Below are 25,712 nucleotides of genomic sequence, written 5' to 3' on the forward strand. Positions count from 1 at the left end.
AGGAGACGCCGTGACCGCAGTCCCGGACACCGATGTCCTCGCCTACGCGCGCGAGCACGTCCTCGAAAACGGCGTCGGCCTGGGGGAAGCCGAAGTCCTCGAGGTGCTGCGGCTGCCCGACGACCGGCTGCCCGACCTGCTCGCCCTGGCCCACGACGTCCGGATGCGCTGGTGCGGGCCCGAGGTCGAGGTCGAGGGCATCATCAGCCTCAAGACCGGCGGCTGCCCGGAGGACTGCCACTTCTGCTCGCAGTCCGGCCGCTTCCCGACGCCGGTGCGCTCGGCGTGGCTCGACATCCCGAACCTGGTCAAGGCCGCCCGGCAGACCGCCGAGACCGGCGCGACGGAGTTCTGCATCGTCGCCGCCGTCCGCGGCCCGGACAAGCGGTTGCTCGCGCAGGTCCGCGAGGGCGTGAAGGCGATCCGCGAGGACGGCAACGACATCCAGATCGCCTGCTCGCTCGGCATGCTCACGCAGGAGCAGGTCGACGAGCTCGTCGAGATGGGCGTGCACCGCTACAACCACAACCTCGAGACGGCGCGCTCGCACTTCCCGTCCGTCGTCACGTCGCACACCTGGGAAGAGCGCGCGGACACGCTGCGGATGGTCGCCGAGGCGGGCATGGAGGTCTGCTGCGGCGGCATCATCGGCATGGGGGAGACGGTCGAGCAGCGCGCGGAGTTCGCGGTGCAGCTGGCCGAGCTGAGCCCGCACGAGGTGCCGATGAACTTCCTCATCCCGCAGCCGGGCACGCCTTACGAGCACTACGAAATCGTCGAGGGCAAGGACGCCCTGCGGACGGTCGCGGCGTTCCGGCTCGCGATGCCGCGCACGATGCTGCGCTTCGCCGGCGGCCGTGAGCTGACGCTCGGCGACCTCGGCGCGGAGCAGGGCATGCTCGGCGGCATCAACGCGATCATCGTCGGCAACTACCTGACCAACCTGGGCCGGCCGGCTTCGGCGGACCTGGAGATGCTCGACGAGCTCAAGATGCCCATCAAGGCGCTCAGTGACAGCCTCTGACACTGCCTTTTGCGTCCACTGTGGACAGCCGGCGGACGGCGGCGCGGACCACCCGGCGTGCCACAACCCGAGGACGGCGCTGGAGCCGCCGCGCTACTGCACGTTCTGCGCGCGGCGGCTGGTGGTCCAGGTGAGCCCGCTCGGCTGGACGGCCAAGTGCAGCCGCCACGGCGAGACGGCGAGCGGCTGATGTCGGCCGCCGGAACGTCATGAACGACTCTTTCATGGCGTCCGGCGCGCTGAACGAGTCGTTCATGGCGTCCGGTGCAGTGGGTACGGCCGCGACCGCCCGCCGAACCCGGTTGCGACACGTCGTACGCCTCACCGCGCTCACGCACCGACCGGTTACCCTCGGTCGCAGCACGCTTGCCGGGGCTCCCGGCCCGGGGCAGAGCCCCGGTTGGCACAGTCGCAGGAGGGAGTCCGGGTGAGTGAGTCGTCGGGGCCCGCGCACCGGCCGTCGGCCGTGGCCGGCCCGTGGTCGGTGCCCGTGCTGTTCCGGGAGCGGCGGCCGCGGGTCGTCGTCAAGGCCGACCTGCTGCCCGCCGTGAGCGTGCTCGGCACCCTCAGCCTGCTGAGCTTCCCGCTCGCCTTCGCCTGGTCCCGCCTGGCCCCGCCGGAACGCGTGCGCATCATCGGCACCGACGGCACCCAAGGCGCTCTGGAGCTGGAGAGCTGGCACCGCTTCGACGACCTCGCGGTCTTCGGGCTGATGACCCTCGGGCTCGGGATCGTGGTCGGCATCGTCGTCTGGCTGCTGCGCGAGCGCCGCGGGCCCGTCGTGTTGCTCGCCGCGGTCCTCGGCGTCGCCTTGGCGAGCGCTCTCGCCATGATGCTCGGCGTCGGCTGGGCGAACAGCCACTACGCCATCAGCAGCGCGCCCGCGCTCGGCTCGGTGATCGAACTGGCGCCGCGGCTGGAGTCGTGGTGGGTGCTGCTCACCGGCCCGCTCGGCGTGACCGTGGCCTACAGCCTGCTCGCCACCTGGAACGGCCGCGACGACCTCGGCCGCCGTCTCGGCTGAAGCACGTCCCCGGTCGAGCACTGTCCCCTAAGCTGGTGCCTCGATCACAGGGGGTTCAGTGACTGAAGACATCGAGGTCTCGCGGCACAACGCCGTCCGTTTCCCGGGCATCAGCCCGCGCGCCTACGAGCACCCGGTGGACCGCGGCGCGCTCGCGACGCTGCGTGCGGTGCCCGGGTTCGCTCAGGTCGTCAAGGCCGTTTCAGGGTTCTACAACGAGCGCGGCGAGCGGCTGATGGCGCTCGCGTCGTCGATCCGCGTCGGGCCCAAGCAGTACCCGGAGCTCGACCGGCTGCGCCACGAGTGCGCCGAGACGCTGGACCTGCCCGCCGTGCCGAACGTGTTCGTCTACCAGGACCCGCGTGCCCAGGCGTCGGCGGTCGGGATGGACGAGCCGTTCATCCGGGTCAGCACCGGGCTCGTCGAACTGATGGGCCACGAGTCGCTGCGGTTCGCGATCGGGCACGAGATGGGTCACGTGCTGTCCGGGCACACCGTCTACCGCACGATCATGGTGCGCCTGATCGGCCTGCAGATGTCGCTGTCGTGGACGCCGGTGAGCGCGCTCGGCATCCGGGCGATCATCGCGGCGCTGCGCGAGTGGTACCGCAAGGCCGAGCTGTCGTGCGACCGCGCCGGGCTGCTGTGCGGCCAGGACCCGACGGCCGCGTTGCGCGCCCAGATCCAGATCGCGGGCGGCGTCGACCCTTCCCGCATCGACATCCCGTCGTTCCTGCAGCAGGCGAGCGAGTACGAGTCCGTCGACGACATCCGCGACAGCTTCCTCAAGCTGCGGTTCGTCGAGACCGAGACGCACCCGTTCGCGGTGGTCCGCGCGGCGCAGCTGCAGAAGTGGGCGGCGTCGGAGGAGTACCGCGCGATCCTGGCGGGCGACTACCCGCGCCGCGACGACGACGCGCCGACGTCGGACTGGAAGGACGACCTGAAGTCGGCGGCGAAGTCGTACAAGGACTCCTGGAGCTCGTCGGCCGACCCGCTGACGAAGGTGTTCAGCGACGTCGGCGAGGCGGTTTCCAGCACGGCGGGCAAGGTGTGGAGCAAGTTCGGCAACGGGAACGGCGACAGCGCCTAGTCAGTTGAGGCTGGCGGGCTTGCCGAGGTCCGTCAGCTCGCCGGGCGGCAGCGGCACCGCGCCCAGCGTGTCGAGGAACCCCGCCTCCCGCGTCAGCAGCCGGCACGCGATGCGGAGCCGGCGCAGGGGGTGGCGTTCCTCCAGCAGCCACTGGCGGTCCTCCAGCGGCAGCAGGCAGTCCACGGCCAGCTGGTAGGCCAGCTCGGCCAGTTCGGTGTCCGCGTCCGGGGCGTTCCAGTCGTCGCTGCGCCACGCCGTTTCGCAGTAGCGCCGGTGCGCCGTGCGGGCGACCGCGGCGAGGCGTTCGGCCATGTCGCCGGACGGCGCCACCGGGTCGTCGTCGACCCATTCGACGGAAGCGATCATGTACGGCGCCGACACGCAGTCGAGGTCGGTCAGCCGGAAGCGGCGCCGGGCCTGCGTCACGACGTCGAACCGGCCGTCCGGCAGGCGCTTCGCCTCGCGCAGCACCGTGCTGCAGCCGATCTCGTACACCTGGTCCAGACCACGCACCTCGCGGGTCAGGGACGACCGCAGGGCGACCACGCCGAACTCGCGCCCCGGCACCGTGCCGCCGACGAGGTCCGCCATCAGCTGCCGGTACCGCGGTTCGAAGATGTGCAGCGGCAGCTTGGTCCCCGGGAGCAGGACCGTCTGCAACGGGAACAACGGCAGCAAGGTCGTCGTCGCGTCGCTTTCCGATTCCGGCTCTGTCACGCGTCAACCGTAAGGGGAGAACGCCTCCGCCGCAGGATGGTCACCGGTTCGGCGGCTTGAACACGGCGAACGGGTCGGTGATCTGCATGCCCTTGCCGGTGAAGGAGAACAGTGCCGCGGGGCGCCCGCCCGCGCGGCCCGGCGCGGCGGTGTCCCCGGTGGGAACCAGCAGGCCGCGCCGGGAGAGCACCCGCTGCAGGTTGGTCGCCGAGACGCGGTAGCCCAGGGCCGCCGAGTACAGCCGGCGCAGCGCGGAAATCGTGAACCGGTCGGGCGCGAGCGCGAACCCGACGTTGGTGTAGGAGAGCTTCGAGCGCAGCCGGTCGCGGGCGCGCAGCACGATCGCCTCGTGGTCGAAGGCCGTCCGCGGCAGCTTCGCGACGTCGTGCCACTCGGTGTCCTCGGGCACCTCGGGGTCGACGTCGGAGGGGACCAGGGCGAGGAACGCCGTCGCGACCACGCGCGGGCCGGGGACCCGGTGCGGGTCGCTGAACACCGCGAGCTGCTCGACGTGCTCGATCTGGCGGACGTCGACCTTCTCGGCGAGCTGGCGCCGGATCGACGTTTCGACGTCCTCGTCGGGCCGCAGCCGCCCGCCCGGAAGCGACCAGCGGCCGAGGTGCGGGTCGAGCGCGCGGCGCCACAGCAGCACCCGCAGTGTGTCCGAGCGCACTTGAAGGACCGCTCCCAAAACCTCGTGGGCCAGGGGGGTCTGGGTGTTAAGATGACTTCGCACGGTTTTCGATTATAAGGCGAAAACCGGAGACAGGTCCAGGAGGGCCAGATGACCACCACGTTGGTTCCGGAAGGTCTCACCCCGTTCGGCGGGGTCGAGGCGAACGCGGCCTGGGCGGAGGAGGTGCGGCGCCTGGCGAAGCAGCGCGACGCGGTCCTGCTCGCGCACAACTACCAGGTCCCGGAGATCCAGGACATCGCCGACCACGCCGGCGACTCCCTCGCGCTCAGCCGCATCGCGGCGAGCAGCGACGCGTCCACCATCGTCTTCTGCGGCGTGCACTTCATGGCCGAGACCGCGAAGATCCTGGCCCCGGAGAAGACCGTCCTGATCCCCGACGCGCGGGCCGGCTGCTCGCTCGCGGACTCGATCACCGGCGCCGAGCTGCGGGCCTGGAAGGCCGAGCACCCGGGCGCCGTCGTCGTCTCCTACGTCAACACCACGGCCGAGGTGAAGGCCGAAACGGACATCTGCTGCACGTCCTCGAACGCCGTCGACGTCGTCGCGTCCATCCCCGCTGACCAGGAGGTTCTCTTCCTGCCGGACCAGTTCCTCGGCGCGCACGTCAAGCGCGTGACCGGCCGGGACAACATCCACATCTGGGCCGGGGAGTGCCACGTCCACGCCGGGATCAACGGCGCCGAGCTGGCCGAGCGCGCGGCCGCGAACCCGGACGCGGACCTGTTCATCCACCCCGAGTGCGGGTGCGCGACGTCGGCGCTCTACCTGGCCGGCGAGGGTGCCGTGGCGCCGGAGCGGGTCAAGATCCTCTCGACCGGCGACATGGTCCACGAGGCCCGCGACACCAAGGCCAAGACCGTTCTGGTGGCCACCGAGATCGGCATGATCCACCAGCTCCGCAAGGCCGCGCCGGGCATCGACTTCCGCGCGGTGAACGACCGCGCGTCCTGCCGGTACATGAAGATGATCACGCCCGCCGCCCTGCTGCGGTGCCTGCGTGACGGTCTCGACGAGGTCCACGTCGACCTCGAAACGGCGTCCCGGGCGCGCGCTTCGGTGCAGCGGATGATCGAGATCGGGCAGCCTGGCGGCGGAGAATGACCACGCCGGTTAATGACCCACGGGCGAAAACCCCGGTTTGGGAAGCTCGCGCGGATCTGGTCGTGATCGGCAGCGGCGTCGCGGGGCTGACCGCGGCGCTGCGCGCGCAGGCCCTCGGGCTGCACGTCCTGGTGGTCACCAAGGCGGCGGTCGAGGACGGCAACACGCGCTGGGCCCAGGGCGGCGTCGCGGTGGTCCTGGAAGACCAGCACGACCTCGAGGACTCGGTCGCGAAGCACGCGGAGGACACCTTCACCGCGGGCGCCGGGCTGGTCGACGAGGCCGCCGCCCGCTCGATCCTCGACGGCGGCCCGGCCGCGGTGGCCCGGCTCCGCGCGGACGGTGCGAGGTTCGACTCCACGGGTGACGGCCTGCTGGCCCGGGCCCGCGAGGGAGGGCACAGCGCGTTCCGCGTCATCCACGCGGGCGGCGACGCCACCGGCGCCGAGGTCGAGCGCGCCCTGGTCGCGCAGGCCGGGCAGGCGCGGGTGCCGGTGCTCGAACACCACATCGCCGTCGACGCGCTGCGCACGCCGGACGGGCGGGTCGCGGGCGTCACCGTGCTCGACCGGAACGGTGTTCCGGGTGTCGTCCGGGCGCCGGCCGTGCTGCTGGCCAGCGGCGGGATCGGGCAGCTCTACCAGGCGACGTCGAACCCGGAGATCGCCACCGGCGACGGGCTCGCGCTCGCGCTGCGGGCCGGGGCGACCGTGGCCGACATCGAGTTCGTCCAGTTCCACCCGACGGTGCTCTACACGCCGGGCGCGCGCGGCCGCTGCCCGCTCGTCACCGAGGCGGTGCGCGGCGAAGGGGCGACCCTGGTCGACGGCGCCGGCGCTTCGGTCATGGCGGGTGTGCACCCGCTGGGCGACCTGGCGCCTCGCGACGTCGTGTCGGCGGCCATCACCCGGCGGATGGCTTTGTCGCCCGGCGGGGTCGACGACCACGTCTTCCTCGACGCGACCGGGATCGCCGGGTTCGCCCAGCGGTTCCCGACGGTGTTCGCGGCGTGCGGGGCGCTGGGGCTCGACCCCGCGCACGACCCGATCCCGGTGACCCCGGCGGCGCACTTCTCGTGCGGCGGCGTGGTGACCACTGTGGACGGACGCTCTTCGGTGCCCGGCCTGTACGCCGCCGGTGAGGTGGCGCGGACCGGACTGCACGGCGCGAACCGGTTGGCGTCCAACAGCTTGCTCGAAGGTCTTGTCGTCGGGCAGCGCGTCGCGGAGGCCGTCGCGGCGGACCTGGCCGCGGGTCTCTTGGCGGACCCTTCGCGGGGGCGGCTGTCTTCCTGGACTGTCGCGCCGGCCGCGGACCGGGACGCGCTGCAGCGCGTGATGAGCCGGTACGCGGCGATCGGCCGGGACGCCGACGGGCTCGCCGCGGCGGGCTCGGTGCTCGACTTGTCGACACAGGACAGTCCGCTGTGGACACACGCGGCCGTCGAAGACGCGGCGCTCACCTTGGCGGCGCAGGCGTTGCTCGCCGCGGCCGTCCGGCGCACCGAGTCGCGCGGCTGCCACGTGCGGACCGATTTCCCGGCGCTGGACGACAACTGGCGCCGCAGCCAGCTCATCCGGCTCAGCCCGTCCGGCCAGCCGGTGCTGGCCGACCCGATCCCCCTGGAGGGCGTGGCATGACTTTCCCGATCTCCGAACCGGTCCGCCGCCTGATCGCGGCGTCCGGCCTCGACGTCGACGACGTCACGCGCGTCGTGACGACCGCGCTCGGCGAGGACCTGCGGTACGGCCCGGACGCGACGACGGCGTCGACGGTGCCTCTTGAAGCGACCGCGGTCGCCGAGCTGACCCCGCGCGTGGACGGCGTGGTCGCCGGGCTGCCGGTGGCTCTGGCCGTGTTCGACCTGGTGCTGGGTTCCGGGTACGAGGTGCTGGCCGGGCGTGAGGACGGCGAACGGCTGGTCGCGGGGGAGCCGGCGCTGGTGCTGCGCGGCCCGGTGCGCGGGCTGCTCACGGCCGAGCGCACGGCGCTGAACCTGCTGTGCCACCTCTCCGGCGTCGCGACCGCGACCGCCGCCTGGGTGTCCGAAGTGGACGGTACCGGGTGTGCGATCCGGGACTCCCGCAAGACGTTGCCGGGGCTGCGGCTGCTGCAGAAGTACGCCGTCCGGTGCGGCGGCGGGGTGAACCACCGGCTCGGGCTGGGCGACGCGGTGCTGATCAAGGACAACCACGTCGTCGCCGCGGGTTCGGTGACCGCGGCGCTGGAGGCGGCCCGGGCGCACGCGCCGGAACTGGCCTGCGAGGTGGAGGTCGACACGCTTGCGCAGCTCGAAGAAGCGCTGGCGGCGTCCGCCGATGAGGTGCTGCTGGACAACTTCACGCCGGAGCAGTGCCGTCAGGCGGTGGCGCGCCGCGACGAGGTTTCCCCGAAGACGCGGCTGGAATCCTCTGGTGGGCTCACCCTCGACCGTGGTAAGGCCTACGCCGAGTCCGGTGTGGACTATCTGTCCGTCGGCGGGCTGACCCATTCTTCACCCGCGTTGGATCTGGGCATGGACCTTCGCTGAACGGCTTTTCCCGGGTAAACTGGCGGTGGCGGAAGTTCTTGTCCGCCACCGTCTTTTCGTTCGGGGGTTCGGGTGCGGTTACCGGCGGTGCTCGCGGTCGCGGGTCTCGTGGCGGGCACGGCCGTGTCCGGCGCGCCGGCGGCGTTCGCCCAGGGCCAGTGCGCGAACCCGTCCGGCACCTACACCGGCGAGGTCCCGTGGGGGCAGCGGCTGGTCGACCCGGCGCGGCTCTGGCCGCTGACCCGGGGTGAGGGTCAGCTGGTCGCCGTGATCGGCACCGGCGTCGACGGGCAGAACACCCAGTTCGCGCCCGGGCAGCTCGAAGGCGGCGCCGGCACCGAACGGTCGGACTGCGACGGCCGCGGCACGATCGCGGCCGGGATCGTCGGGGCGCAACCGGACGCGTCGACGACGTTCGCCGGCGTCGCGCCCGGCGCGCACCTGCTGCCGATCCGGTACACGGAAGGCTCGGGCTCGTCGGCGTCCGACGGCGGCGGTGGCGACCCGGGCGCGCTGGCCGGCGCGATCGACACGGCGGTGGACCGGCACGCGAGCGTGATCTTGGTGGCGGTACCCGCGGCGTTCGACAACCCGGCGTTGTCCGGCGCGATCGCGCGGGCGCGTTCGGAAGGCGCGGTGGTGGTCTCGGCGGCGTCGGCGACCCAGCAGGGCGCGCGGTCGTACCCGACGGCGACGCCCGGGGTGCTGTCCGTCGGATCGGTGAACCCCGCGGGCGAGCCGGTGCAGACGGAGGCAGGTGACTACGTCGGCGTCGCCGCTCCGGGAGCGGAGCTGGTCAGCACGTCGGCGGGCGCGGGCGGCGCGGTGGCGCACCGCTGGCCGGTGACCGACCCGGGACTGGCGGCGGCGTACGTCGCCGGCGTCGCGGCGCTGGTCCGGGCGTACCACCCGGACCTGACCGGCGACCAGGTCGTCACGCGGCTCGAACTCACGGCGCACCGCCCGAGTTCGGGCAGCCACGACCCGCGTCTGGGCTGGGGAGTGCTGGACGCGTACGCGGCGGTGTCCTCGACGTTGCCGGCCGACGTCTCACCGCCGGGCGCGGTTCCGGCTTCGGGTTCGGCAGCCGCGGTGATCCCGGCGGCGGCCCCCGCGCGTCCGTCTTCCGACGTCGCGGCGGGCACGATCGCACTGGCCGGCGTGGCTCTCGCGGCCGCGGCGGGAGTGGCGGTGGCGGCGGTCCGCCGGGCCCGCCGACGTGGCTGGCGCCCGTCCCGCTTCACCCCGTAGGTCGTGTCGACTCCCCCATCACGCGAGTCGACCCTTCAATCACAAGTGATGCCCTCCAGACACGAGTGATGCCTGCTCAATCACGCGAGATGCCCCGCTGATCACGCGAGTTACGTGCCCAATCACGCGAGTCCCGGTTCTGAGCACGCGAGTTCGGTGTACCGGAACGGCGAACTCGCGTACCTGGACGGTCGGGTCGCGTACCTGGAGGGTCGGCTCGCGTGATCAGGCGCGGGATTCGTGTGATTGAAGCCGGAACTCGCGTGATTGGGGAGCGATCTCGCGTGATTGGGAGGGCATCTCGTGTGATTGGGGGGTCGACTCGCGTGATTGGGGGGTCGACACCTAAGCCGGGACTGGGCGGGTTGAGCCGATTATCGCCACCGCGTGGCTTGCCCTGGCCACGTGGATCGTGAAGTCCGCGCCTTCGCGGCTGAAGCGGGCGATCAGCTCGCGGGGGGTGCTGCGGTCGTGGGTCTGCCAGCCTCGCTGTTCCAAGGTGGGGATCACTTCGGTCAGGCGGCTTTCCGGGTCTCCCGGGTGTTCCAGGCGGACGCCGTACTGCCAGCAGAGCAGGTTTCCGGGGCGGGTGGGGTCGCAGTCCAGCTCGCCGTTCACCGTCGGGGCCGCCGCGTCGCCGAACACCGCCGCGACGCCGTCGATCACCTCGGTCAGCTCGCCTGCCAAGCGGTCCAGGTCCGAAGACGAAGAAGTCATCGCAGCACACCCCCGTTGTTCAGGAACTCGACGCCGTTCTCGAGGATGCCATTCGGGTCGAAGGTGCCGTTCGCCGTGGTCGGCCCACCGGTGATGACGCGGTACATGTTCGTCCACGACTCCGAACCCGGCTTCAGCACGTCACTGTGCGACGACAGCCCCCACAGCTGCGACCCGTCGGCGCCCCGCCCGGTCTCCAGCTCCGTGACGCCCGGGAACGTGTCCGGGTCCGCGCCGTGCCCGATGCCGGTCCACTCCAGGCCCCACGCGTTGCCCTGGGCGATCTCGATCGGGTCGAGCGGCGCGGTCATCGAGAACCGCTGGACGCCCGCCTGGCTCGCCGGCAGGTCCGACGGCGACCACACGCCGTGGCCCATGCCCGCCGACTCGACGTGCAGGACGCGGTCGACGTCGAGGCCCTGCGTCTCGGCCAGCCCGACCGTCGCGCCGCCGTAGCTGTGCCCGATCGCCGTCAGCGTGACGTCGGAGCCCGCGTGGCTCGCGATCTCGCCGCGCAGGTCGTCAGTGAAGTGCTTGAGGTCGGGCGCCATCGCCTGCGCGTAGCTCGCGTCCGGCCCCTGCACCACCGGGTTCTGCGGGAAGACGCCGTCGGCCCAGACGACCATCGCCGTGCGGCCGGTCGGGTCCGCGGCCACCAGGCTGCGCCCGAGGCCGGCGTAGGCGTCGAAGTTGGACATCTGCGTGTTGACGCCGGGGACGAACAGCCCGACGTCGCGCGTCCCCGGCTCGATGTACCCGACGAGCTCGGCGATCCGGCCGTTGCCGGACGGGTCGAACTTCAGGATCTGCCGGTTGTTCGCGAGGATGTCTTCGTACAGCTTGATCCGTGACTGCGACCGCGCGATCTCGTCGGCGTCGGTCAACGAAGCCAGCCGTGCGCGCTCCGCCGTCAAAGCGTCGGAGACCTTCGCCCGGTTCTGCTCGATCGCCTGCCCCCACGCGCCGGTGTCGGCCGAACCGCCGATCCCGGCGGGGTTTCCGGCGGACGGCAGGGGATCTTCGGGCATCAGCGCCCGGTACATCGCGGCGACCTGCGTGTCGGCCCGCCGGTACCCGGCCGCCGACTCGGTCAGTCCACTTTGGAGCTTCTTGGCGCGCGAGACGCCGTCGCCGAGCTTCTGGCCCAGCTCGGTCATGGTCTTCTCGAACGTCTTGGCGGCGGCCTTGGCCGCGTCGACCTGCCCGAACGCGGCGGCCGGCACCTTCTCGCCCGCGACAGCGGACTGCGCGGTGGAAAGCGTGTCCGCTCTCGTACCGAATTCGGCCGCCGAAGTGTCGAGGCGGGCCGGGGCGACGCGATAGCCGGCAGCCGTCACGGCCCGCCTCCGTTCTCAAAATGAGTGATTCAGTACGCTTCCGGCTCTTCGCCGATCACCGGAGGCGCGACCGGGGCCGACTGACCCCAGACGTTCTCCGTCTCCACCAGCCACGCCGGGATCCGGCGCCCGGACCCCATGTCGCCGCCACCGCCCATGCCCATCGGCATCATGGGCATCATCGGCATCGCGCCCTTGGCGGCCGCCGCACCCGCGGCTCCGGCCGCGCCGCCGGCGAGCCCGCTGAGCGCGTTGCCCGCGCCGCCGTCGCCGGCCAGGCCCGAGTGCGCCGCCGGGCCGTCGGCGCCGCCGCCGATCCCGGCGCCACCGGGCACTCCGCCGCCGATCGACGGCGCGTCACCCCCGCCGATCGGGATGCCGCCACCGGCACCACCCTCGACGCCGGCACCGCCGCCGCCGAGCTTCGTGCCGGACCCGTCTTCCTTGCCGTCCTTGGGATCCTTGCCGGTGGCCCACGACGGCACCTTCGGCATGATCGAGCCGAACCGGCCGAACGCGGCGGCCGAAGCCGCGGCGAGCCCGGCGGTGAACATGTCGCCGAACAGCGGGTTCGACGTCGGCACGGTGCCCGGCTGCTGCGGCGTGCCCGTCGACGGCAGCGGGTGCCCGTCGGTCGGGGTGACGACGACGCCGGGATCGGTGACGCCGTTGCCGACGAGCCCGGGCGAACCCGCGCTCCCGGCACCGCCGCCGGCCGGCGGGGCGGTGGGCGTCTGCACGGCGTTCGGCGACGCCGGGATCGCGTCCTCGGCGGTCGTGTACTCGCCGGCCAGCTGGGTCATCACGACGATCGCCCGGCCGTGCGCCGACCCGGCGGCGTTGGCGGCGGACTGCTGCGCCTCGACGTTCGTGATGGCCTGCTGGCGCTGCTGCGCCGCGGCCTGGACGACGGCGGGCGAAGAGTCCGGCGGCAGCAGCGGCGGGTTCACCGCGAGCGCGACGTCGGCGGGGGAGACGTCCGGCACCGAAACCGGCGGCGGCATCTCCTTCTTGGCCTTGACCAGCGCGTCGGCGGCGTCGTCGAGCATCACGTTCATCGCCTCGGCGGTCTGCGCCACCTTGGAGATGCCGTTCGCGAGGTCGACGATCATGTGCTGGTACTGGTCGGCGGCGCCACCGGTCCACTGGTCCTTGAACTCGGTGAGCTCGGAGTTCAGGTTGTGGGACTGCTCGTGCAGGTGCAGTGCGGCGGACTTCCACTTGTCGGCGGCGTGCCGCGCGCTGTTCGGGTCGCCGGCCTGAAGCATCGCGTACAGCTGCTGGTGGCTGTACGCGGCGAAGTTCGTGTGCGCGGTGTTCGTCATCCCTTGCGGCTCCCGTCCGAGTCGCCCAGGCCGAGCAGGCCGAGCACGGGGTCGAGCAGGCCGGTGACGGCGCCCGAGGTGTGGAGGTCCCCGGCGACCGCCTCATCGGCGTTCTGGTAGCCGTCGGCGACCGTGGTGGTGACGTCCTGCGCGAACCCGATCGCGCTGCGGACCTGGTCGAGCAGGCCCTGCATCTCCGAGACGGCCGCGCGGTGGGCGTCGGCCAGCGACCCGGCCTCGCCGAACTCGCCGAACAACAGCGGCTCTTCGCCGAGGGTGAGCAGGAAGTCGTTCGGTTTGGCCATCGCGTGGATCTGGGTCTCCAGCTCCCGCACGAAGTCCTTCAGCGATTCCAGGTGGACGTAGTACGACTGGTCGTGCATCGGGTCCCGGCTCTCTCGCACGTGGGATATGAGGGAAAGCCGGTCGGCCGGTGCGAGCGGGGGGTTTCCCGCACCGGCCGACCGACGTCTGGGCGCGGATCAGCCCGCGAACAGCCCCTGGTTGCGGTTCTCCAGCGACTGCTGGAGGTCGTGGGCCTCGCCGACCTTGCCGCCGAACTGCGCGATGATGGCGACGATGTCCGCGGTGGCCTGGCGCAGCCGGGTCTCCGACTGGCGGGCGGCGTCACCGGCGGAGCTGCCGGAGGCGTACCAGGTCGCCGTGATGGGCTGGAGGTTCTGGTGCAGCTGCTCCAGCTGCGAGGTGAGGGCCTTGGCCTTGGCGGCCAGGGACGCCGAGCTGTGCTGCAGCGCGGCGAAGTTGATTTCGACGACGTCGGCCATCGATCTGTCCTCTCAGGTCAGGGGTTGAGGCGGGGGATCACGCCCGAGCCCTCGAGGGAGTTCCCGACCCCCTGGAAGCTCTGGTGGACGTCGGCGTCGCCGCGGCCGTAGTTCTGGTGGCTGGTGTGGACGAGCTGCGACATGGTGTCGAGCTCCTTCACGGCCACCGTCATCTTCTCCTGGAGCCGGCGCTGCAGGTCCCAGAACGCCACGGCCTGGTCACCCTTGTAGTTGCGGAGCGCCTCGGTCAGCTCGGACTCCAAGCTGGCCATCGTGGACTTGGCGTTCGTCGCGGTTTCCTCGAAACCCTGGACGGCGCGCGTCATGGCAGCGGAATCTGCCTGGAATCCCGGACTGGACATGGACGGGCCACCTCCTTCCTGAAGCGAATACCCCTGGCGCGGTGGTCCGCGCGGTGTGAATGTCACGCTAGGAAAGAGGAAGGTGTGGTCAAACGGCACAACTGCCGGTCGTACTGACGGCACTTATACCCACAGGGCCACGGTAGGGGCCGCCCCACCCCCGGACGGGGGCGCGCTCCAGTGCCCGTGACCGCCGCTCCGGCCAGGCTGTATGCCATGGCAGACAAGGGAAATCCGCTGGTCACGCTCCGGTCGTGGCACCGCCCGCTGGTGGTGCTCGCCGGGGTGATGGGGGTGCTGTGCGCGGCGTCGGTGCTCGGGGTGCTGGTCGATGATCGCACACTGGTCAACGCCCCGATCTGGCTCAAGCCGTTCAAGTTTTCGGTCTCGATCGGTGCGTACGCCCTGACGCTGGCCTGGCTGCTGACGCACGTGCGCCGCGGCCGGCGGGCCGGCTGGTGGTTCGGCACGGTCTTCGCGGTGGGCATCGGCCTCGACGTCGGGCTGATCGTGGTGCAGATGATCTTCCGCGGCACCACGCTCCACTTCAACAAGGCGACGCCGGCCGACGTCGCGATCAACAACGTCGTCGCCGGGGGTGCGTACGCGGCCTGGCTGATGACGGCGGCCGTGGTTGTCCTGCTGCTGTTCCAGCGCCTCCCGGACAGCGCGCTGAATTCCGCGCTGCGCTGGGGGACGGGCCTGGCCCTGGCCGGGATGGGCGTCGCGATGCTGATGTTCTCGCCGAGCCCGGCCCAGCAGGCGGTGCTGGACGCGGGTGGCAAGCCGTCGACGTTCGGCGCGCATTCGGTCGGCGTCGAGGACGGCGGCCCCGGGCTGCCGGTGCTCGGCTGGAGCACCGTCGGCGGAGACATGCGGATCCCGCACTTCGTCGGCATCCACGGCCTGCAGGTGCTCCCGCTGGTCGCGTTCGGGCTCCTGCTGCTGGCCCGCCGGTACCCGCTGCTCGGCTCCGAGGTCGTCCGCCGCCGGCTGGTCCGGACCGCGGGCCTCGGGTACGCGGGGCTGCTCGTGCTGCTCACCTGGCAGGCCCAGCGCGGCCAGTCGATCGTCCACCCCGACTTCTGGACCCTCACCGCGGCGGGCGGGCTGATCGCCGTGGTCACGGTGTCCGCGGCCCTGTCGCTGCGGGTCCGGCCCGCGCGGGCGGACTTCTCTGCCGAAATTCTGAGATCCGCTCGGTAGACCGGGAGCCCCCGGACGTAAGGCGGTCGAGATGGTCCACCCGCAGGCACTGCTGGACGAGCTGGGGCGCGCCCCGGAGGTTCCCGCGTTCGAACACGGCTCGCGCGTCACGTCGCGTCGCGAGCTGCGGGAGCTGATCGGCCGGTTCACCGCGGGCCTGCGGGCGGCCGGGCTGGGGCCGGGTGACGGCGTCGGCATCGCCACCGCCGTCACCGCGGAGGGGTTCGCCGCGATCATCGCCGCCCAGGTGCTCGGCTGCCGGGTCGTCGGGGTGCGGCCCGGCCTGCCCGTGCCGCAGCTGCGGCACGTCGTCGGGGACGTCCGGGCGCTGGTCGTCGACGAGGCTTCGGAGTCGCCGGAGCTGCTCGGCACCGTCGCCGGGGCGCTGATCCTGCGGGTCGGGCCGGAGCTGCTGGGGACCTACGAAGAACCCGAGCCGTGCGGGCGGCCGGACGACATCGCGACGGTCGTGTTCACCAGCGGCAGCACCGGTGTCCCCAAGGGGGTCGCCTTCAGCTACCGCGCCCTGAGCGAAGCGCGGGTGTGGCGGGCCCCGGTGCCCGGCTCGGCGCACGAACGGCTCGGCGCGGGGTTCGGGCGGTTCCTGTTGTTCGGCACGCTCACCAGCGCGGTGATGCTCGAACAGCTCGCGTTGTGCCTGTTCGCCGGCGGGACGGCGGTGATCCCGGCGGAGCTCCCGGACTTCCCGTGGGTACTACCCCGGCTGAAGGTCACCGCGGCGCTGATGACCGTGCCGCGGCTGCACCAGGTCCTGGACGTGCTGCGCGCCGAGGACGTCGACCTGAGTGACCTGCGGACGCTGATCGTGGCCGGCTCGCCGGTGCCGCCGCACAAGCTGGCCGAGGCGGCCGAGCTGATCGGCCCGGCGATGCACCACGCCTACGGCCAGACCGAGACCGGCATGCTGACGGTCTGCCGGGCCGGTGATGGCCCCGGTTCCGTCGGGACGGCCTGCGACACGGTCGAGATCGAGGTCCGCGACCCCGAAGGCGCGCCGGTGCCGGCCGGGACGGAAGGCGAAATCCGGGTCCGGACGCCATCGGCGTTCGCGGGCTACTGGCGTGACGAGGCGACGACGGCCGAGGTGCTGGAGGACGGCTGGGTGCGCACCCAGGACCTCGGGCACCTCGACGCCGAGGGGTACCTGCACCTGTCCGGCCGCGCGCGGGACGTCGTGATCGTCAACGCCATCATCCACTACACCGGCCCGATCGAGCAGGCGATCGCCGCGCACCCGGACGTCGACCAGGCCTACGTCGTGGCGGTGCCGGACGCGGACACCGGCGAGGCCGCGGTCGCCTTCGTGGTGCCGGTCCCGGGGCGCTCGCCCGACCTGGACAAGGTCCGCAAGGGTGTGGCGGCCGAGCTGGGGGAGGCCGCGGTGCCGGCGCGGTTCAGCGTCGTTTCGTCGGTTCCGGTGGCGCCGTCGGGGAAGCCGGACAAGGCGGCGCTGCGGGCGTCCGTAGTGGACTAGAAGTGGGTAGTGGCCCCGAAGGCCTCGCGGAGGTGGCGCATGTCCGCGAGGTCGTGCGGTTGCGGGGCGTACCCCTGGTGGAAGAAGACCTGCTGGGCGACCGACACGCACGGCACCTCGACGCCGCCGACCTGCCCGGTGACGAAACAGTCGGCGGGGTAAGGAAAAGTGCCGTCGGGGGCGGCTTGGACGGCCGAGCCGTCTTCGGCGAAGACCAGCGGGTGCAGGTCCAGCTCGGTGCGGCCGTCGGAGAGCACGAACCGGACCGGGCGCAGGTCGAGCGTCTCGCGGTAGCCGAGCGCGGCCAGCGCCGTGAGCACGGTGGGTTCCTGCTCCCGGCGGTGCAGCAGGTCGAGGTCGCGGTGTTCGCGGGTCTGGCGGCCCAGGAGGGCATCGATGCCCCAGCCGCCCGCGAGCCAGACTTCGGCCGGGGCCAGGGTTTCGAGCACCCGCAGGACGGTGCGGGCGTCCATCACTTCCCGGCGCGCAGGTCCGTGATCACCTTGGCGACGCGCCGCTGCCGAGTCTCCTCGGCCTTGGCTTGGCCGATCGGCAGCACGAACCGCTGTTTCGCGCTGTAGGACAGGCTTTCGAACCTTTCCTTGGCGGCCGGGTCGGCGGCGAGCGCTTCCGCCAGGTCGGGCGGGATCTCCAGCTCGCGCGGCGCCGTGTCGAGGGTGATCTCGGCCTCGACGTCGTCCCCGGCGGCGACCCCGGCCCGCTCCCGGTTCTCGGCGCTCAGCGGCACGAGGAACCGGCCGCCGCGGCTGGCGACCGTGGTGCGGTAGGAGTGGCCGCCGAGCGTGACGGTGACCGCGGGCTTCTTGCCGGACCCGAGCGCCTCGACGACGTCGGCGGGCACCGGCAGGCCGGTCGCCGTCTTGCCGCCGAGCAGTACCTGCGTGCGGAACTTCATGGAGCGAGTATGCCGCGAGAAGGCCGCACCGGCCGGGTAACCGCGGGTCAGCGGCAGGACTGGGCGACGGCCGGGTCGTGGTCGTACCGCAGGCCGGTGCGGCCGACGGAGTGGACGAGGTTCTGCCAGAACCGGTCGAAGGTCAGCGGCGCCCGGACCGAGTCGAGCATCTCCTGGTTGTGCGGGCAGGCCAGGGTGCGCCGGATCGAGTCGAGGCGTTCCGGCGCGAAGTCGCCCTGCGCGCCCGGCTCGGTGGGCACCGTCCCCTGGCCGAACTGGGCCGCCTCCCAGTCGATGCCCGCGTACTTGTTGTGGCCGATCCGCCGGCCCGCGTACGGCGTGGTGTGCGCGGCGACCGGGTTGGACAGGCCGATCGGGTCGTGGACCCACATGTCCAGCGGGAGGAGCTGGCCGGGCCCGCCGATGTTGAAGAAGGTGACGATGCCGTGGCCGTTCGACGACGGGTAGCGGTGCCAGCTGCCGTCCTTGGCCGGCACGAAGACCGAGGGGCTCGGATCGGTCGCCAGGAGGGCGTCGATCGGGCGGGTGATCACCGTGAACTGGTCGAAGTCCTCGGCGAGGATCGGGTGGACGTGGTGGCTGCCGGCGACGTAGCTGGCCCGCTCGTCGGCGATGCCGAGCGTCTCGTTGATCGGCTCGGCCAGCTTGGTGTAGTCGGTGCGCAGCCAGCCCGCGGCGACCAGCGCCCAGGCGCCGAGCGCGAGGGCGGGCAGCGCGGTCGCCCGGGTGAGCTTGACGGCCATCACCGGCAGCACGAGGCTGAACAGCGCGGGCAGCAGCATCCGGCCGTGCATGAAGTCGCCGCCCACGCGGATCACGTAGAGCGCCAGGGCGATCGCGCCGAGCACGGGCACGGCCACGACGACCGCGACCCGCCGGTCGATCCGCTTCCGCACCAGGCCCAGGCCGCCGGCGAGCACGCACAGGACGAGCGGGACCCACAGGTAGTACGGGTCGGCGAAGTCGCGCAGGTACGCCCAGCCGCGGCTCCACAGCGTGTTGGAAGCCTCCTTGACCAGCGCGGTGTTCGGCGTGAGCAGGCCGTAGTAGCCCATCCGGAAGATCTGGTAGGCGACCGGCAGGGCCGCCGCAACGGCCACCCACGCCACGGCACGCAGCCACCCGCGCCACTCCAGCACCAGCAGGCCGAGGCCCGCGACCGCGCTGAACAGGGCCAGGTCGGGCCGGACGAGCACGCCCAGGCCGATCACCAGCGCGGTGACCCACACCGGGCCGGCCGGGGCGCTGCGCGCGTGCCGGACGAGCAGCCACCAGGTGGCACCCAGCCACAGCGTGATCAGGCCGGTCTCGAGGCCGGAGGTGGCGAAGTCGCGGAACGGCGGCAGGGCGATCAGCACGAGCGCGCCGGCGGGCACCACGAACGTGGGCCGCGCGGTCCCGATGAGCCGCCGGGCGCCGTCGAGGGCGAAGAGCAGGCCGCCGGTCGAGCACAGCAGCCCCAGGATCACCGCGAGCCACTCGAGCCGCAGCCCCGGGATCCAGGCGAACGCCAGCAGCAGGTACGTCCAGAGCGTGCTGGTGTTGGACTCGACGCGCTCGCCGATGTTGAAGACGGGGCCGTTGCCGTCGAGGATCTGGCGGACCGTGCGCAGGACGATCAGGCCGTCGTCGCTCATCCAGCGCCGGTTCCACGCGAGCACCGCGAACACCGCGACGGTGAGCCCCAGCGCGAGCCAGTTCCAGAGCCGTGCGCGCCCGCCGTTCTCGACCGGTTCGGCCGGCGGTGCGGGAGTCTCTTCGGCGACGACCGTACTCATCTGCGGGAAGCTCCTTGTGCCGAAAGGGGAGGCCCGGGTGACGCACGGGACTCGCGGCTCCGGTGATGATCGATCGGCCGCTCGGCGGCAGCTTACCAACCACGCGAAAGGCCCTGGCCGGTGCGTCCGGCCAGGGCCTTTCCCGGTCCCCTAGATGATCGTGATCGCCCGGGGGAGCGGAACCTCGCTGTTGTACGCGAAGTTGTCGTGCCACTTGACGCCGTTGCCGACGAACTTGGCGCCGTCGGAGACCGCGACGTACACATCGGCGGCGGTGCCGCGGGTGAAGACCGCGATGTCGTCCTTGCCGTCGCCGGTGAAGTCCCCGATCGCGGGGATTTCGCCGTCGTAGCCGAACGCGTCGTGCCACTTGACGCTGTTGCCCACGAACTTCGTGCCGTCGGAGAGCGAGACGAACACGTCGGACGTGGTGCCGCGGGTGAAGGTGGCGATGTCGTCCTTGCCGTCGCCGTCGAAGTCCCCGACCGCGGGCAGCTCGCTGTTCCAGGCGAAGCTGTCGTGCCACTTCACGGCATTGCCGACGAACCTCGACCCGTCGGACAGGGCCACGTAGACGTCGGCCGTGCTGCCGCGGGTGAAGACCGCGATGTCGTCCTTGCCGTCCCCGTTGAAGTCCCCGACCGCGGGGAGCTCGGTGCCGAAGCCGAAGTCGCCGTGCCACAGCGCGCTCGCGCCGAACTTGGTGCCGTCGGAGAGCGCGACGTAGACGTCACCGGCGGTGCCGAGGACGAAGGTGGCGATGTCGTCCTTGCCGTCGCCGTTGAAGTCGCCGACCATCGGCGTCTCGCTGTTGGCGGCGAAGTACTCCTGCCACATCACTCCGTTGCCGTCGAACTTCGTCCCGTCGGAAAGGGCGACGTAGACGTCACCGGTGCTGCCGCGGGCGAACGTCGCGACGTCGGCCTTGCCGTCCCCGTTGAAGTCGCCGGACAGCGGGATCTCGGCGCCGACCGCGAACCGGTCGTGCCACTGCACGCTGGTGCCGGTGAACTTCGCCCCGTCCGAGCCCGACACGAAGACGTCGCCGGCGGAACCGCGGGTGAAGGTGGCGATGTCGGCCTTGCCGTCACCGGTGAAGTCGGTCAGCGACCGCGCTCCGGTCTTCGCCGTGAACGGCGCGCTCATCCCGCCGGTGGAGGCGACGACGAGGTACGACCACGTCTTCCGGGACGTCGCCGAATGCAGGAGCGTCGTCCCCGACGTCGAGCCGATGAACAGCTCGGCGGCGGGGACCGGGGCCCCGTTGGGGCTGGCGTAGACCGAGTAGGTCGCGGTGCCGGCGACCGGGGTCCACGACAGCGTGACGCCGTGGCCGACGGCCTTCGCCGTGCCGACGATCGCCTCGTCGCGGATCCAGCCGCTCAGGTCGTCGGCCCGGGCGGCGGTCGTGCCCTGGCGGGTTTCGGTTTCGCCGAGGCAGCCGTGCTGCCAGGACTTGCCGGCCACCGCGGCGAGGGTGCCGTCGGCGCGGAACACCGGGGCGCCGGCGTCGCCCTTGCAGGCGTCGGCGGACCCGGTCAGCGACAGCGTCGTGACGCTGCTCGTCGCGACCGTGAACGTGCCGCTGTGGGCCTCGTTCGGCACCCAGTCGGTGGCCGTCCGGCCCCAGCCGGTGAGCGTCAGCTGCTCGGACGCGCCCGGCACGCCCTCGGCCGCGCTGAGCTTGAGCGGCGTGACGTCGGTGATCGTGGTGTCGAGCCGGACCAGCGCGACGTCGCGGTCGGTGCGGGGGAGCACCGTCGTGACCTTCGCGACGTGGCTCCCGACGGTGACGCTGACCGGCGTGGCCGGCGGGTTCGTGGGGAAGCAGCTCGCCGCCGTGAGGACGAGCCTGGGTTCGACGAGCGCGCCGCTGCAGGCGCGGCCGTCCGTGGTGATCTTGGCGGCGAAGCCGGCGTTCGTGGCCGCGGCGCCGGGGACGGCGGCCGCGGGGCCCGCGGCCAGCAGGCCGGCCACGATCACCGCCGCCGAGATCGTTGCGGTTCTTCGGGGGGTCGTGCGCATGTGTCTTCCGTTCTAGCCGGTGAGCTTGCAGGAGTCCGGTGCGGCGGTCACGTGGAGCTCGGTGTTCCAGCCCGAGCCGACCGTGACGCCCATGCCGTCCGGACCCGAGGGGGCCCAGGTGTCGGTGTTGTCGGAGTGGCGGTACCAGCGCAGGACCGGGCCGGGCTGGCCGGTGAACGGGCTGGTGCCGCTGCTGCCGCGGCCGTACAGGATGTCGGCCCCGGGGGAGAAGATCTCGCTGAACATCTGCCAGCCGACGCCGGCCGGCTTGCTCCGCTCGACCCACGCCGAGGTCGCGAAGTCGTACTGGAAGCGGAACAGCTCGCCGGTCGGCTTCCGCACGTACAGCACGCCGTCGCCGGCGGCGGTGATCGAGTCGAACCGGTCCCAGCCGGTGTCGAGGACGTCGCCGACGCCGTTGACCCACCAGCCGGTGGCGTCGTCCCAGAGGTAGACCTTCAGCCGGCCCTGGTCGTCGATCATGAAGATGCGGTTCTGCTGGTCGACGGTGACCCGGTTCGCGTACTCGGGGGTGAGGTAGCGCGACCAGCCGCTGCCCACGTCGTTCCCGCCGCTCCAGCCCGTGCTGGTCGAGTACACCCAGCGCTTGAGGGTGCCGCTCGGGTTCGGGTCGGCGGAACCGTTGTTGCGGTGGATGTCCCAGATCACGCCGCCCTTGCCGGCCAGCACCCGGCCGGTCCAGCCGGAGCCGATCGCGCCGGCCGGCGTCGTCCAGCTCAGCCCGCCGTCGGCGGCGGAGAAGTGGACGTAGCGCCAGAGGCTGCCGTCGGGACGGGCCGTCCAGATCGGCGCGCCGGAGGTGGCGCACGACACCGGCGTCGGCACGATGTGCTGGTGGATCCAGCCGCCGAGGTCGTCGACCCGGGTTTCGGTGCCGCCCTGGCGGGTTTCGGTGACGTCGAGGCAGCCGTGCTGCCACGAAGTGCTGCTGAGCGCGACGAGCTGGGCGGTCCCGCCGTTCAGGCGGAAGGCCGGGCCGCCCGCGTCGCCCTTGCAGGTGTCCACCCCGTCGGCCGACGAAACCGCCACCGCGGATCCGTTCACGCCGGACACGGTGAACGGCGCGACGCGCGGCCGGGCGGGCACCCAGTCCGTCGCGGTGCGGCCGAACCCGGCCACCTGCAGGGTTTCCCCGGCCTGCGGCGCGGTGGTGGCGACCGCCACCGGCGTGACGCCGGTCGCCGGGGCCGCCAGCTTCGCGAGGACGACGTCGCGCCCCGGGTTGCGGACGACCTTGGCCACCTTCGTCGTGAAGCCGGCGCCGGTGGTCAGGTTGACGTCGCCGACGGTGATGGTGGCGGCCTCGCTCGCCGCGCCGGAGTCGGTCGGCGTCAGGCAGGACGCCGAGGTGAGCAGCCACGACGGGTCGATCAGCGCGCCGGAGCACGCCTTCGTCGGCGTGGTGATCCGGGCGAGGAACGGGTGGGTGCCGGCCGGCACCGCCGCGCCGCCGGACACGGCGACGGCGGGGGTGGCGGCCAGCAGTCCGCCGGCGAGCACGCCGGCGGACAGGACGGTCAGTCTGGTTCTGCGCATCTGGTTTCCTCGCTCGCGGGTCAGGGCGCGGCGGTGAGCTGGAGGAGGGTGGTCGGCGCGTTGTTCGGGTTGGCGCCGATGCCGACCTGCGTGCTGCCGCTCGGGTTGACGTCCACGGTGGAGTGCTGGCCGGCGTCGGTGGTGACCTCGGCCTTGACCTTGTGCCCGGCGCCGCTGGTCCGGCCGTCGCCGCGGATCTCGTAGACGGCGGGGATGCGCAGCTCCAGGTGCCCGGTCGGGGAGAGCACCTTGAAGCAGACGAGGCCGTTGGTGCCGACGTTCTCGGTGGAGCGGACCTGCATCACGCTGACGTTCTCCACCGGCGGGGTCGAGCAGTCGGCGAAGATGATGTGGCCGTCGCCCGAGACGAGGGTGACGTTGTACTGCGCCAGGATCTGGGCAGCGCCGGGGTAGGCGTAGTCCTCGACGAGCGAGGGCTGGGTGTCGTCGGCCGCGGTGGTGTTCGACGCCGCGGAGGCCGTCCAGACGCCGGCGGTGGCGAGCCCGACCGCGACGGCGGCCGCGACGGCGAGCTTCTTGGTGAGCTGCATGGTGTTCGTCCTTCTCGTGCGTGCCGGCGGATCGGGTTCCGGCCGGCGGGTGCGGAGGGTTAGTTGAGGATCCAGCGCTGGTTGGCCGTGGCCGGGTCCCAGCACTGCCAGGCGTTGACGGCGGGGTGCGGCTGCTGGCCGGTGTAGTCCTGGTCGAGGCACTGGCCGCTGCGCTTGTTGACGAGCGAAACGGTGCCGTCCTCGTAGTGCGGCCGGACGGTCCAGGTCTGGTTGGCGCCCAGCGGGGTCCAGCACTGCCAGACGTTGACGGTCGGGTGGGGCTGCTGGCCGGTGTAGTCCTGGTCGAGGCATTCGCCCGAGCGGGCGTTGACGATCGAGACGGTGTCACCGGAGACCCAGGTGACCTTCCACTGCTGGTTGGTCTCGCTCGGGGTCCAGCACTGCCAGGCGTTCAGCGTCGGGTGTGCCTGGCCGTTGGACCAGTCCTGGTCGAGGCACTGCCCGCTGGCCTTGCCGACGATGCCGGCCGCCACCGGCGCGGTCACCTGGGCCACCCAGGCGCCGAGGTCGTCGACCCGGGTCTCCGTGGTGCCCTGGCGCGTTTCGGTGGAGGTGAAGCAGCCGTGCTGCCAGGAGCGGGTGTTGAGCGCGGCGAGCTCGACCTGCGGCCCGTTCTCCCGCAGCGCCGGGCCGCCGGCGTCGCCGAGGCAGGTGGTGGCGTCCCCGCTCGTCGCGGTCACGTCCAGGGCGGTGCCGTTGACGCCGTTGACGGTGAAAGTGGCGGTGCTCAGCCGGTCCGGCACCCAGGTGTCGGCGGTGCGGCCGTAGCCGCCGAGCCGCAGGACGTCCCCGGCGACGGGGGCGCGGGTGGCCAGCGGCACCGGCGCGACGTCGACGATCGGCAGCGCCAGCTTGGCCAGCACGACGTCCCGGTCGGCGGCGGGCACGAGGGTGGTGATCTTGACGGTGTGCCCGGCGGTCCCGGTCAGGTCCGCGCGCCCGACGGTCGCCGAGTAGGGCGTGGCGGGCGGCCCGGCCGGCAGCGGCGCCGGCCCGAAGCAGGCGGCGGCGGTGAGCACCCACTGCGGCGCGACCAGCGCACCGGTGCAGCCGTGGGCACCGCTGATCTGCGCGGTGAAGGCGTAGTCGCCCTGGGCGGCCGGAGTGCCACCGGTGAGGGCATGGGCGGGTGTCGCGGTGAGCAGGCCCGCGGCGGTCAGGACGGCGAAGACGGCGCCGGACTTCCGGAGTGCGCGTGGCATCGATTCCCCTCTGAAATGCGTTTGCGTGAAAACGTGAAGGGGCCGTTTTTGCCGACGCGTGACAAGCCGGTGAGCGATGTCTCGCTCACCGGAAAATGGCGCGTTCGGTCGAATGATGTGAAGACGAGCCCCGTGAGACAGCCGGTTTCCCCCCGACCGGTTTTCCCTCCCCTAGTCGATCCCACCTGACCTGTCCATACGCCGAACGTCGCAACCACCGTGACGGTGGTCGCAACCGCGCTGACCAGGTCCCCTCTCGGGCTTTTGTCCGGTTCCGGGATGGTGCTGGAATCGGCCGCTCGCCCGGTGATCCCATCGGGGAAGTGGGCTCGGTATTACCGAAAGGGGCAGTGATGTACCTCACATTCCGGATGGACGGTATGTTTGGTTAGTGTGTGAAAGCCTGTCGCATCTGCGGCGGCGAAGAGGGGTGAATTACTCGGTTCGCATACCGCTTTTTGGCGTATCCGCAATTCTTTTCGGCTCGGACGCTGAGTGGCTGAGGAGCGATCCCGGTGGATCATCCGCGTCCCGGTGAGTCAGCCCGGCCTCGTGGCGCGGGTGCGGATGGTCCAGGCCGGGGTCTGGAAGCGCTGCCCGTTTGCAGGCTCTGAATGAACTGGGTTTACGGCCGAGTGGCTGGTCGCTTGCGTGGGTTGCGGATGGGTGGCTGGCCGGTTGGGTGGTTGCGGGGCCTGAGGTGCGGAGCGGGGGCTTGCGACCCACCGATAGGCGCGGATTGCTTGGGGCGTGGGTGTAGGCCCGTAGCCGGTGGCTGCGGGCCTTTCCCATGCTCAGGCTGCGAAGGGCAACGGTTGGTGGAGGTTGTTGCGCCTGGGTTTTCGGCGCCTGTCCAGGAACACCGGCGGCAAGAACTCCGGTAGACCGTCGGCAGCGATGCGGACCTGCCAACCCGAACGATGCAACAGCCGATGGTGATGAGCGCACATCAGGACCAGATTGCCCAGCTCGGTCGG

General features: G+C 71.9%; 25 protein-coding genes and 1 pseudogene. 10 read left to right on the forward strand and 16 right to left on the reverse strand.

Annotated features, from left to right (window positions below; genetic code table 11):
* Positions 1-10 precede the first annotated feature (10 nt).
* The 4 genes from bioB to AB0C38_RS46180 all read left to right on the forward strand — a co-directional run bounded on the left by bioB (position 11) and on the right by AB0C38_RS46180 (position 3,141).
* Complete coding sequence (bioB, locus tag AB0C38_RS46165; protein WP_360686853.1) at positions 11-1,024, forward strand: biotin synthase BioB; 1,014 nt, start codon at positions 11-13, stop codon at positions 1,022-1,024.
* Positions 1,011-1,214 (forward strand): hypothetical protein, encoded by a 204-nt coding sequence (locus AB0C38_RS46170; RefSeq protein ID WP_360686856.1) that lies wholly within the window; start codon positions 1,011-1,013, stop codon positions 1,212-1,214. Before bioB ends, AB0C38_RS46170 begins: the two co-directional genes overlap by 14 nt.
* A gap of 237 nt (positions 1,215-1,451) precedes the next feature.
* Positions 1,452-2,048, forward strand: a complete 597-nt coding sequence (locus tag AB0C38_RS46175; RefSeq protein WP_360686859.1) for a DUF2567 domain-containing protein — start codon at positions 1,452-1,454, stop codon at positions 2,046-2,048.
* A 58-nt stretch (positions 2,049-2,106) separates the two neighbouring features.
* A complete protein-coding gene (locus AB0C38_RS46180) occupies positions 2,107-3,141 on the forward strand; it encodes a M48 family metallopeptidase (protein ID WP_360686862.1) in 1,035 nt (344 codons plus the stop codon).
* Here AB0C38_RS46180 and AB0C38_RS46185 read toward each other — a convergent pair whose 3' ends face one another.
* Together AB0C38_RS46185 and AB0C38_RS46190 are read right to left on the reverse strand one after the other, a co-directional pair.
* Positions 3,142-3,858, reverse strand: a complete 717-nt coding sequence (locus AB0C38_RS46185) for an LON peptidase substrate-binding domain-containing protein (RefSeq protein ID WP_360686865.1) — start codon at positions 3,856-3,858, stop codon at positions 3,142-3,144.
* Between the two features lie 40 nt (positions 3,859-3,898).
* Complete coding sequence (locus tag AB0C38_RS46190) at positions 3,899-4,531, reverse strand: NUDIX domain-containing protein (RefSeq protein WP_360686868.1); 633 nt, start codon at positions 4,529-4,531, stop codon at positions 3,899-3,901.
* A gap of 111 nt (positions 4,532-4,642) precedes the next feature.
* Here AB0C38_RS46190 and nadA point away from each other — a divergent pair, with 111 nt between their 5' ends.
* From nadA to AB0C38_RS46210, 4 genes are all read left to right on the forward strand, one after another.
* Positions 4,643-5,656 (forward strand): quinolinate synthase NadA, encoded by a 1,014-nt coding sequence (gene nadA / locus AB0C38_RS46195; protein WP_360686871.1) that lies wholly within the window; start codon positions 4,643-4,645, stop codon positions 5,654-5,656.
* Positions 5,653-7,296 (forward strand): L-aspartate oxidase, encoded by a 1,644-nt coding sequence (locus tag AB0C38_RS46200; RefSeq protein ID WP_360686874.1) that lies wholly within the window; start codon positions 5,653-5,655, stop codon positions 7,294-7,296. The genes nadA and AB0C38_RS46200 overlap by 4 nt, the downstream gene beginning before the upstream one ends.
* Positions 7,293-8,186, forward strand: a complete 894-nt coding sequence (gene nadC / locus AB0C38_RS46205) for a carboxylating nicotinate-nucleotide diphosphorylase (RefSeq protein WP_360686877.1) — start codon at positions 7,293-7,295, stop codon at positions 8,184-8,186. Before AB0C38_RS46200 ends, nadC begins: the two co-directional genes overlap by 4 nt.
* Positions 8,187-8,258: 72 nt before the next feature.
* Positions 8,259-9,437 (forward strand): S8 family serine peptidase, encoded by a 1,179-nt coding sequence (locus AB0C38_RS46210; protein ID WP_360686879.1) that lies wholly within the window; start codon positions 8,259-8,261, stop codon positions 9,435-9,437.
* A gap of 345 nt (positions 9,438-9,782) precedes the next feature.
* Here AB0C38_RS46210 and AB0C38_RS46215 read toward each other — a convergent pair whose 3' ends face one another.
* The 6 genes from AB0C38_RS46215 to AB0C38_RS46240 all read right to left on the reverse strand — a co-directional run bounded on the left by AB0C38_RS46215 (position 9,783) and on the right by AB0C38_RS46240 (position 13,963).
* On the reverse strand, positions 9,783-10,154 hold the full coding sequence (locus tag AB0C38_RS46215; RefSeq protein WP_360686882.1) for a hypothetical protein: 372 nt from the start codon (positions 10,152-10,154) through the stop codon (positions 9,783-9,785).
* The gene (locus AB0C38_RS46220) at positions 10,151-11,491 is read right to left on the reverse strand and encodes an alpha/beta hydrolase (RefSeq protein WP_360686885.1); all 1,341 of its coding nucleotides are present in this window, start codon (positions 11,489-11,491) and stop codon (positions 10,151-10,153) included. The genes AB0C38_RS46215 and AB0C38_RS46220 overlap by 4 nt, the downstream gene beginning before the upstream one ends.
* Before the next feature lie 29 nt (positions 11,492-11,520).
* Complete coding sequence (locus AB0C38_RS46225; protein WP_360686888.1) at positions 11,521-12,816, reverse strand: WXG100 family type VII secretion target; 1,296 nt, start codon at positions 12,814-12,816, stop codon at positions 11,521-11,523.
* The gene (locus AB0C38_RS46230) at positions 12,813-13,199 is read right to left on the reverse strand and encodes a hypothetical protein (protein ID WP_284750598.1); all 387 of its coding nucleotides are present in this window, start codon (positions 13,197-13,199) and stop codon (positions 12,813-12,815) included. Before AB0C38_RS46230 ends, AB0C38_RS46225 begins: the two co-directional genes overlap by 4 nt.
* A gap of 99 nt (positions 13,200-13,298) precedes the next feature.
* On the reverse strand, positions 13,299-13,601 hold the full coding sequence (locus AB0C38_RS46235; protein WP_020644701.1) for a hypothetical protein: 303 nt from the start codon (positions 13,599-13,601) through the stop codon (positions 13,299-13,301).
* A 17-nt stretch (positions 13,602-13,618) separates the two neighbouring features.
* The gene (locus AB0C38_RS46240) at positions 13,619-13,963 is read right to left on the reverse strand and encodes a WXG100 family type VII secretion target (protein WP_086856673.1); all 345 of its coding nucleotides are present in this window, start codon (positions 13,961-13,963) and stop codon (positions 13,619-13,621) included.
* A 216-nt stretch (positions 13,964-14,179) separates the two neighbouring features.
* On the opposite strand from AB0C38_RS46240, the gene AB0C38_RS46245 reads away from it, so the two are divergent.
* Both AB0C38_RS46245 and AB0C38_RS46250 read left to right on the forward strand, forming a co-directional pair.
* Positions 14,180-15,169, forward strand: coding sequence for a hypothetical protein (locus AB0C38_RS46245; protein WP_360686891.1), 990 nt, complete (start codon positions 14,180-14,182; stop codon positions 15,167-15,169).
* Positions 15,170-15,200: 31 nt separating this feature from the next.
* Entirely contained in the window at positions 15,201-16,664 is a 1,464-nt protein-coding gene (locus tag AB0C38_RS46250; RefSeq protein ID WP_360686894.1) for a fatty acid--CoA ligase family protein, read from the forward strand.
* On the opposite strand, the gene AB0C38_RS46255 is transcribed toward AB0C38_RS46250, so the two are convergent.
* The 8 genes and pseudogenes from AB0C38_RS46255 to AB0C38_RS46290 form a co-directional block, all read right to left on the reverse strand.
* Positions 16,661-17,137, reverse strand: a complete 477-nt coding sequence (locus AB0C38_RS46255; protein ID WP_360686897.1) for an aminoglycoside adenylyltransferase — start codon at positions 17,135-17,137, stop codon at positions 16,661-16,663. The two genes, AB0C38_RS46250 and AB0C38_RS46255, sit on opposite strands and share 4 nt — an antisense overlap.
* A complete protein-coding gene (locus AB0C38_RS46260; RefSeq protein ID WP_360686900.1) occupies positions 17,137-17,580 on the reverse strand; it encodes a YdeI/OmpD-associated family protein in 444 nt (147 codons plus the stop codon). The genes AB0C38_RS46255 and AB0C38_RS46260 overlap by 1 nt, the downstream gene beginning before the upstream one ends.
* 47 nt (positions 17,581-17,627) lie before the next feature.
* Positions 17,628-19,379, reverse strand: coding sequence for an arabinofuranosyltransferase (locus AB0C38_RS46265; RefSeq protein ID WP_360686902.1), 1,752 nt, complete (start codon positions 19,377-19,379; stop codon positions 17,628-17,630).
* Between the two features lie 150 nt (positions 19,380-19,529).
* Complete coding sequence (locus tag AB0C38_RS46270) at positions 19,530-21,404, reverse strand: FG-GAP-like repeat-containing protein (protein WP_360686905.1); 1,875 nt, start codon at positions 21,402-21,404, stop codon at positions 19,530-19,532.
* Between the two features lie 12 nt (positions 21,405-21,416).
* Positions 21,417-22,961 (reverse strand): tachylectin-related carbohydrate-binding protein, encoded by a 1,545-nt coding sequence (locus AB0C38_RS46275; protein ID WP_360686908.1) that lies wholly within the window; start codon positions 22,959-22,961, stop codon positions 21,417-21,419.
* Between the two features lie 20 nt (positions 22,962-22,981).
* Positions 22,982-23,512 (reverse strand): hypothetical protein, encoded by a 531-nt coding sequence (locus AB0C38_RS46280; RefSeq protein ID WP_360686911.1) that lies wholly within the window; start codon positions 23,510-23,512, stop codon positions 22,982-22,984.
* Between the two features lie 59 nt (positions 23,513-23,571).
* Positions 23,572-24,735, reverse strand: coding sequence for a trypsin-like serine protease (locus AB0C38_RS46285; RefSeq protein ID WP_360686914.1), 1,164 nt, complete (start codon positions 24,733-24,735; stop codon positions 23,572-23,574).
* Positions 24,736-25,529: 794 nt separating this feature from the next.
* Positions 25,530-25,712, reverse strand: a pseudogene (locus AB0C38_RS46290) (HNH endonuclease); the annotation flags it as partial.

It is taken from the genome of Amycolatopsis sp. NPDC048633, assembly GCF_040650695.1.
GTDB lineage: Bacteria > Actinomycetota > Actinomycetes > Mycobacteriales > Pseudonocardiaceae > Amycolatopsis.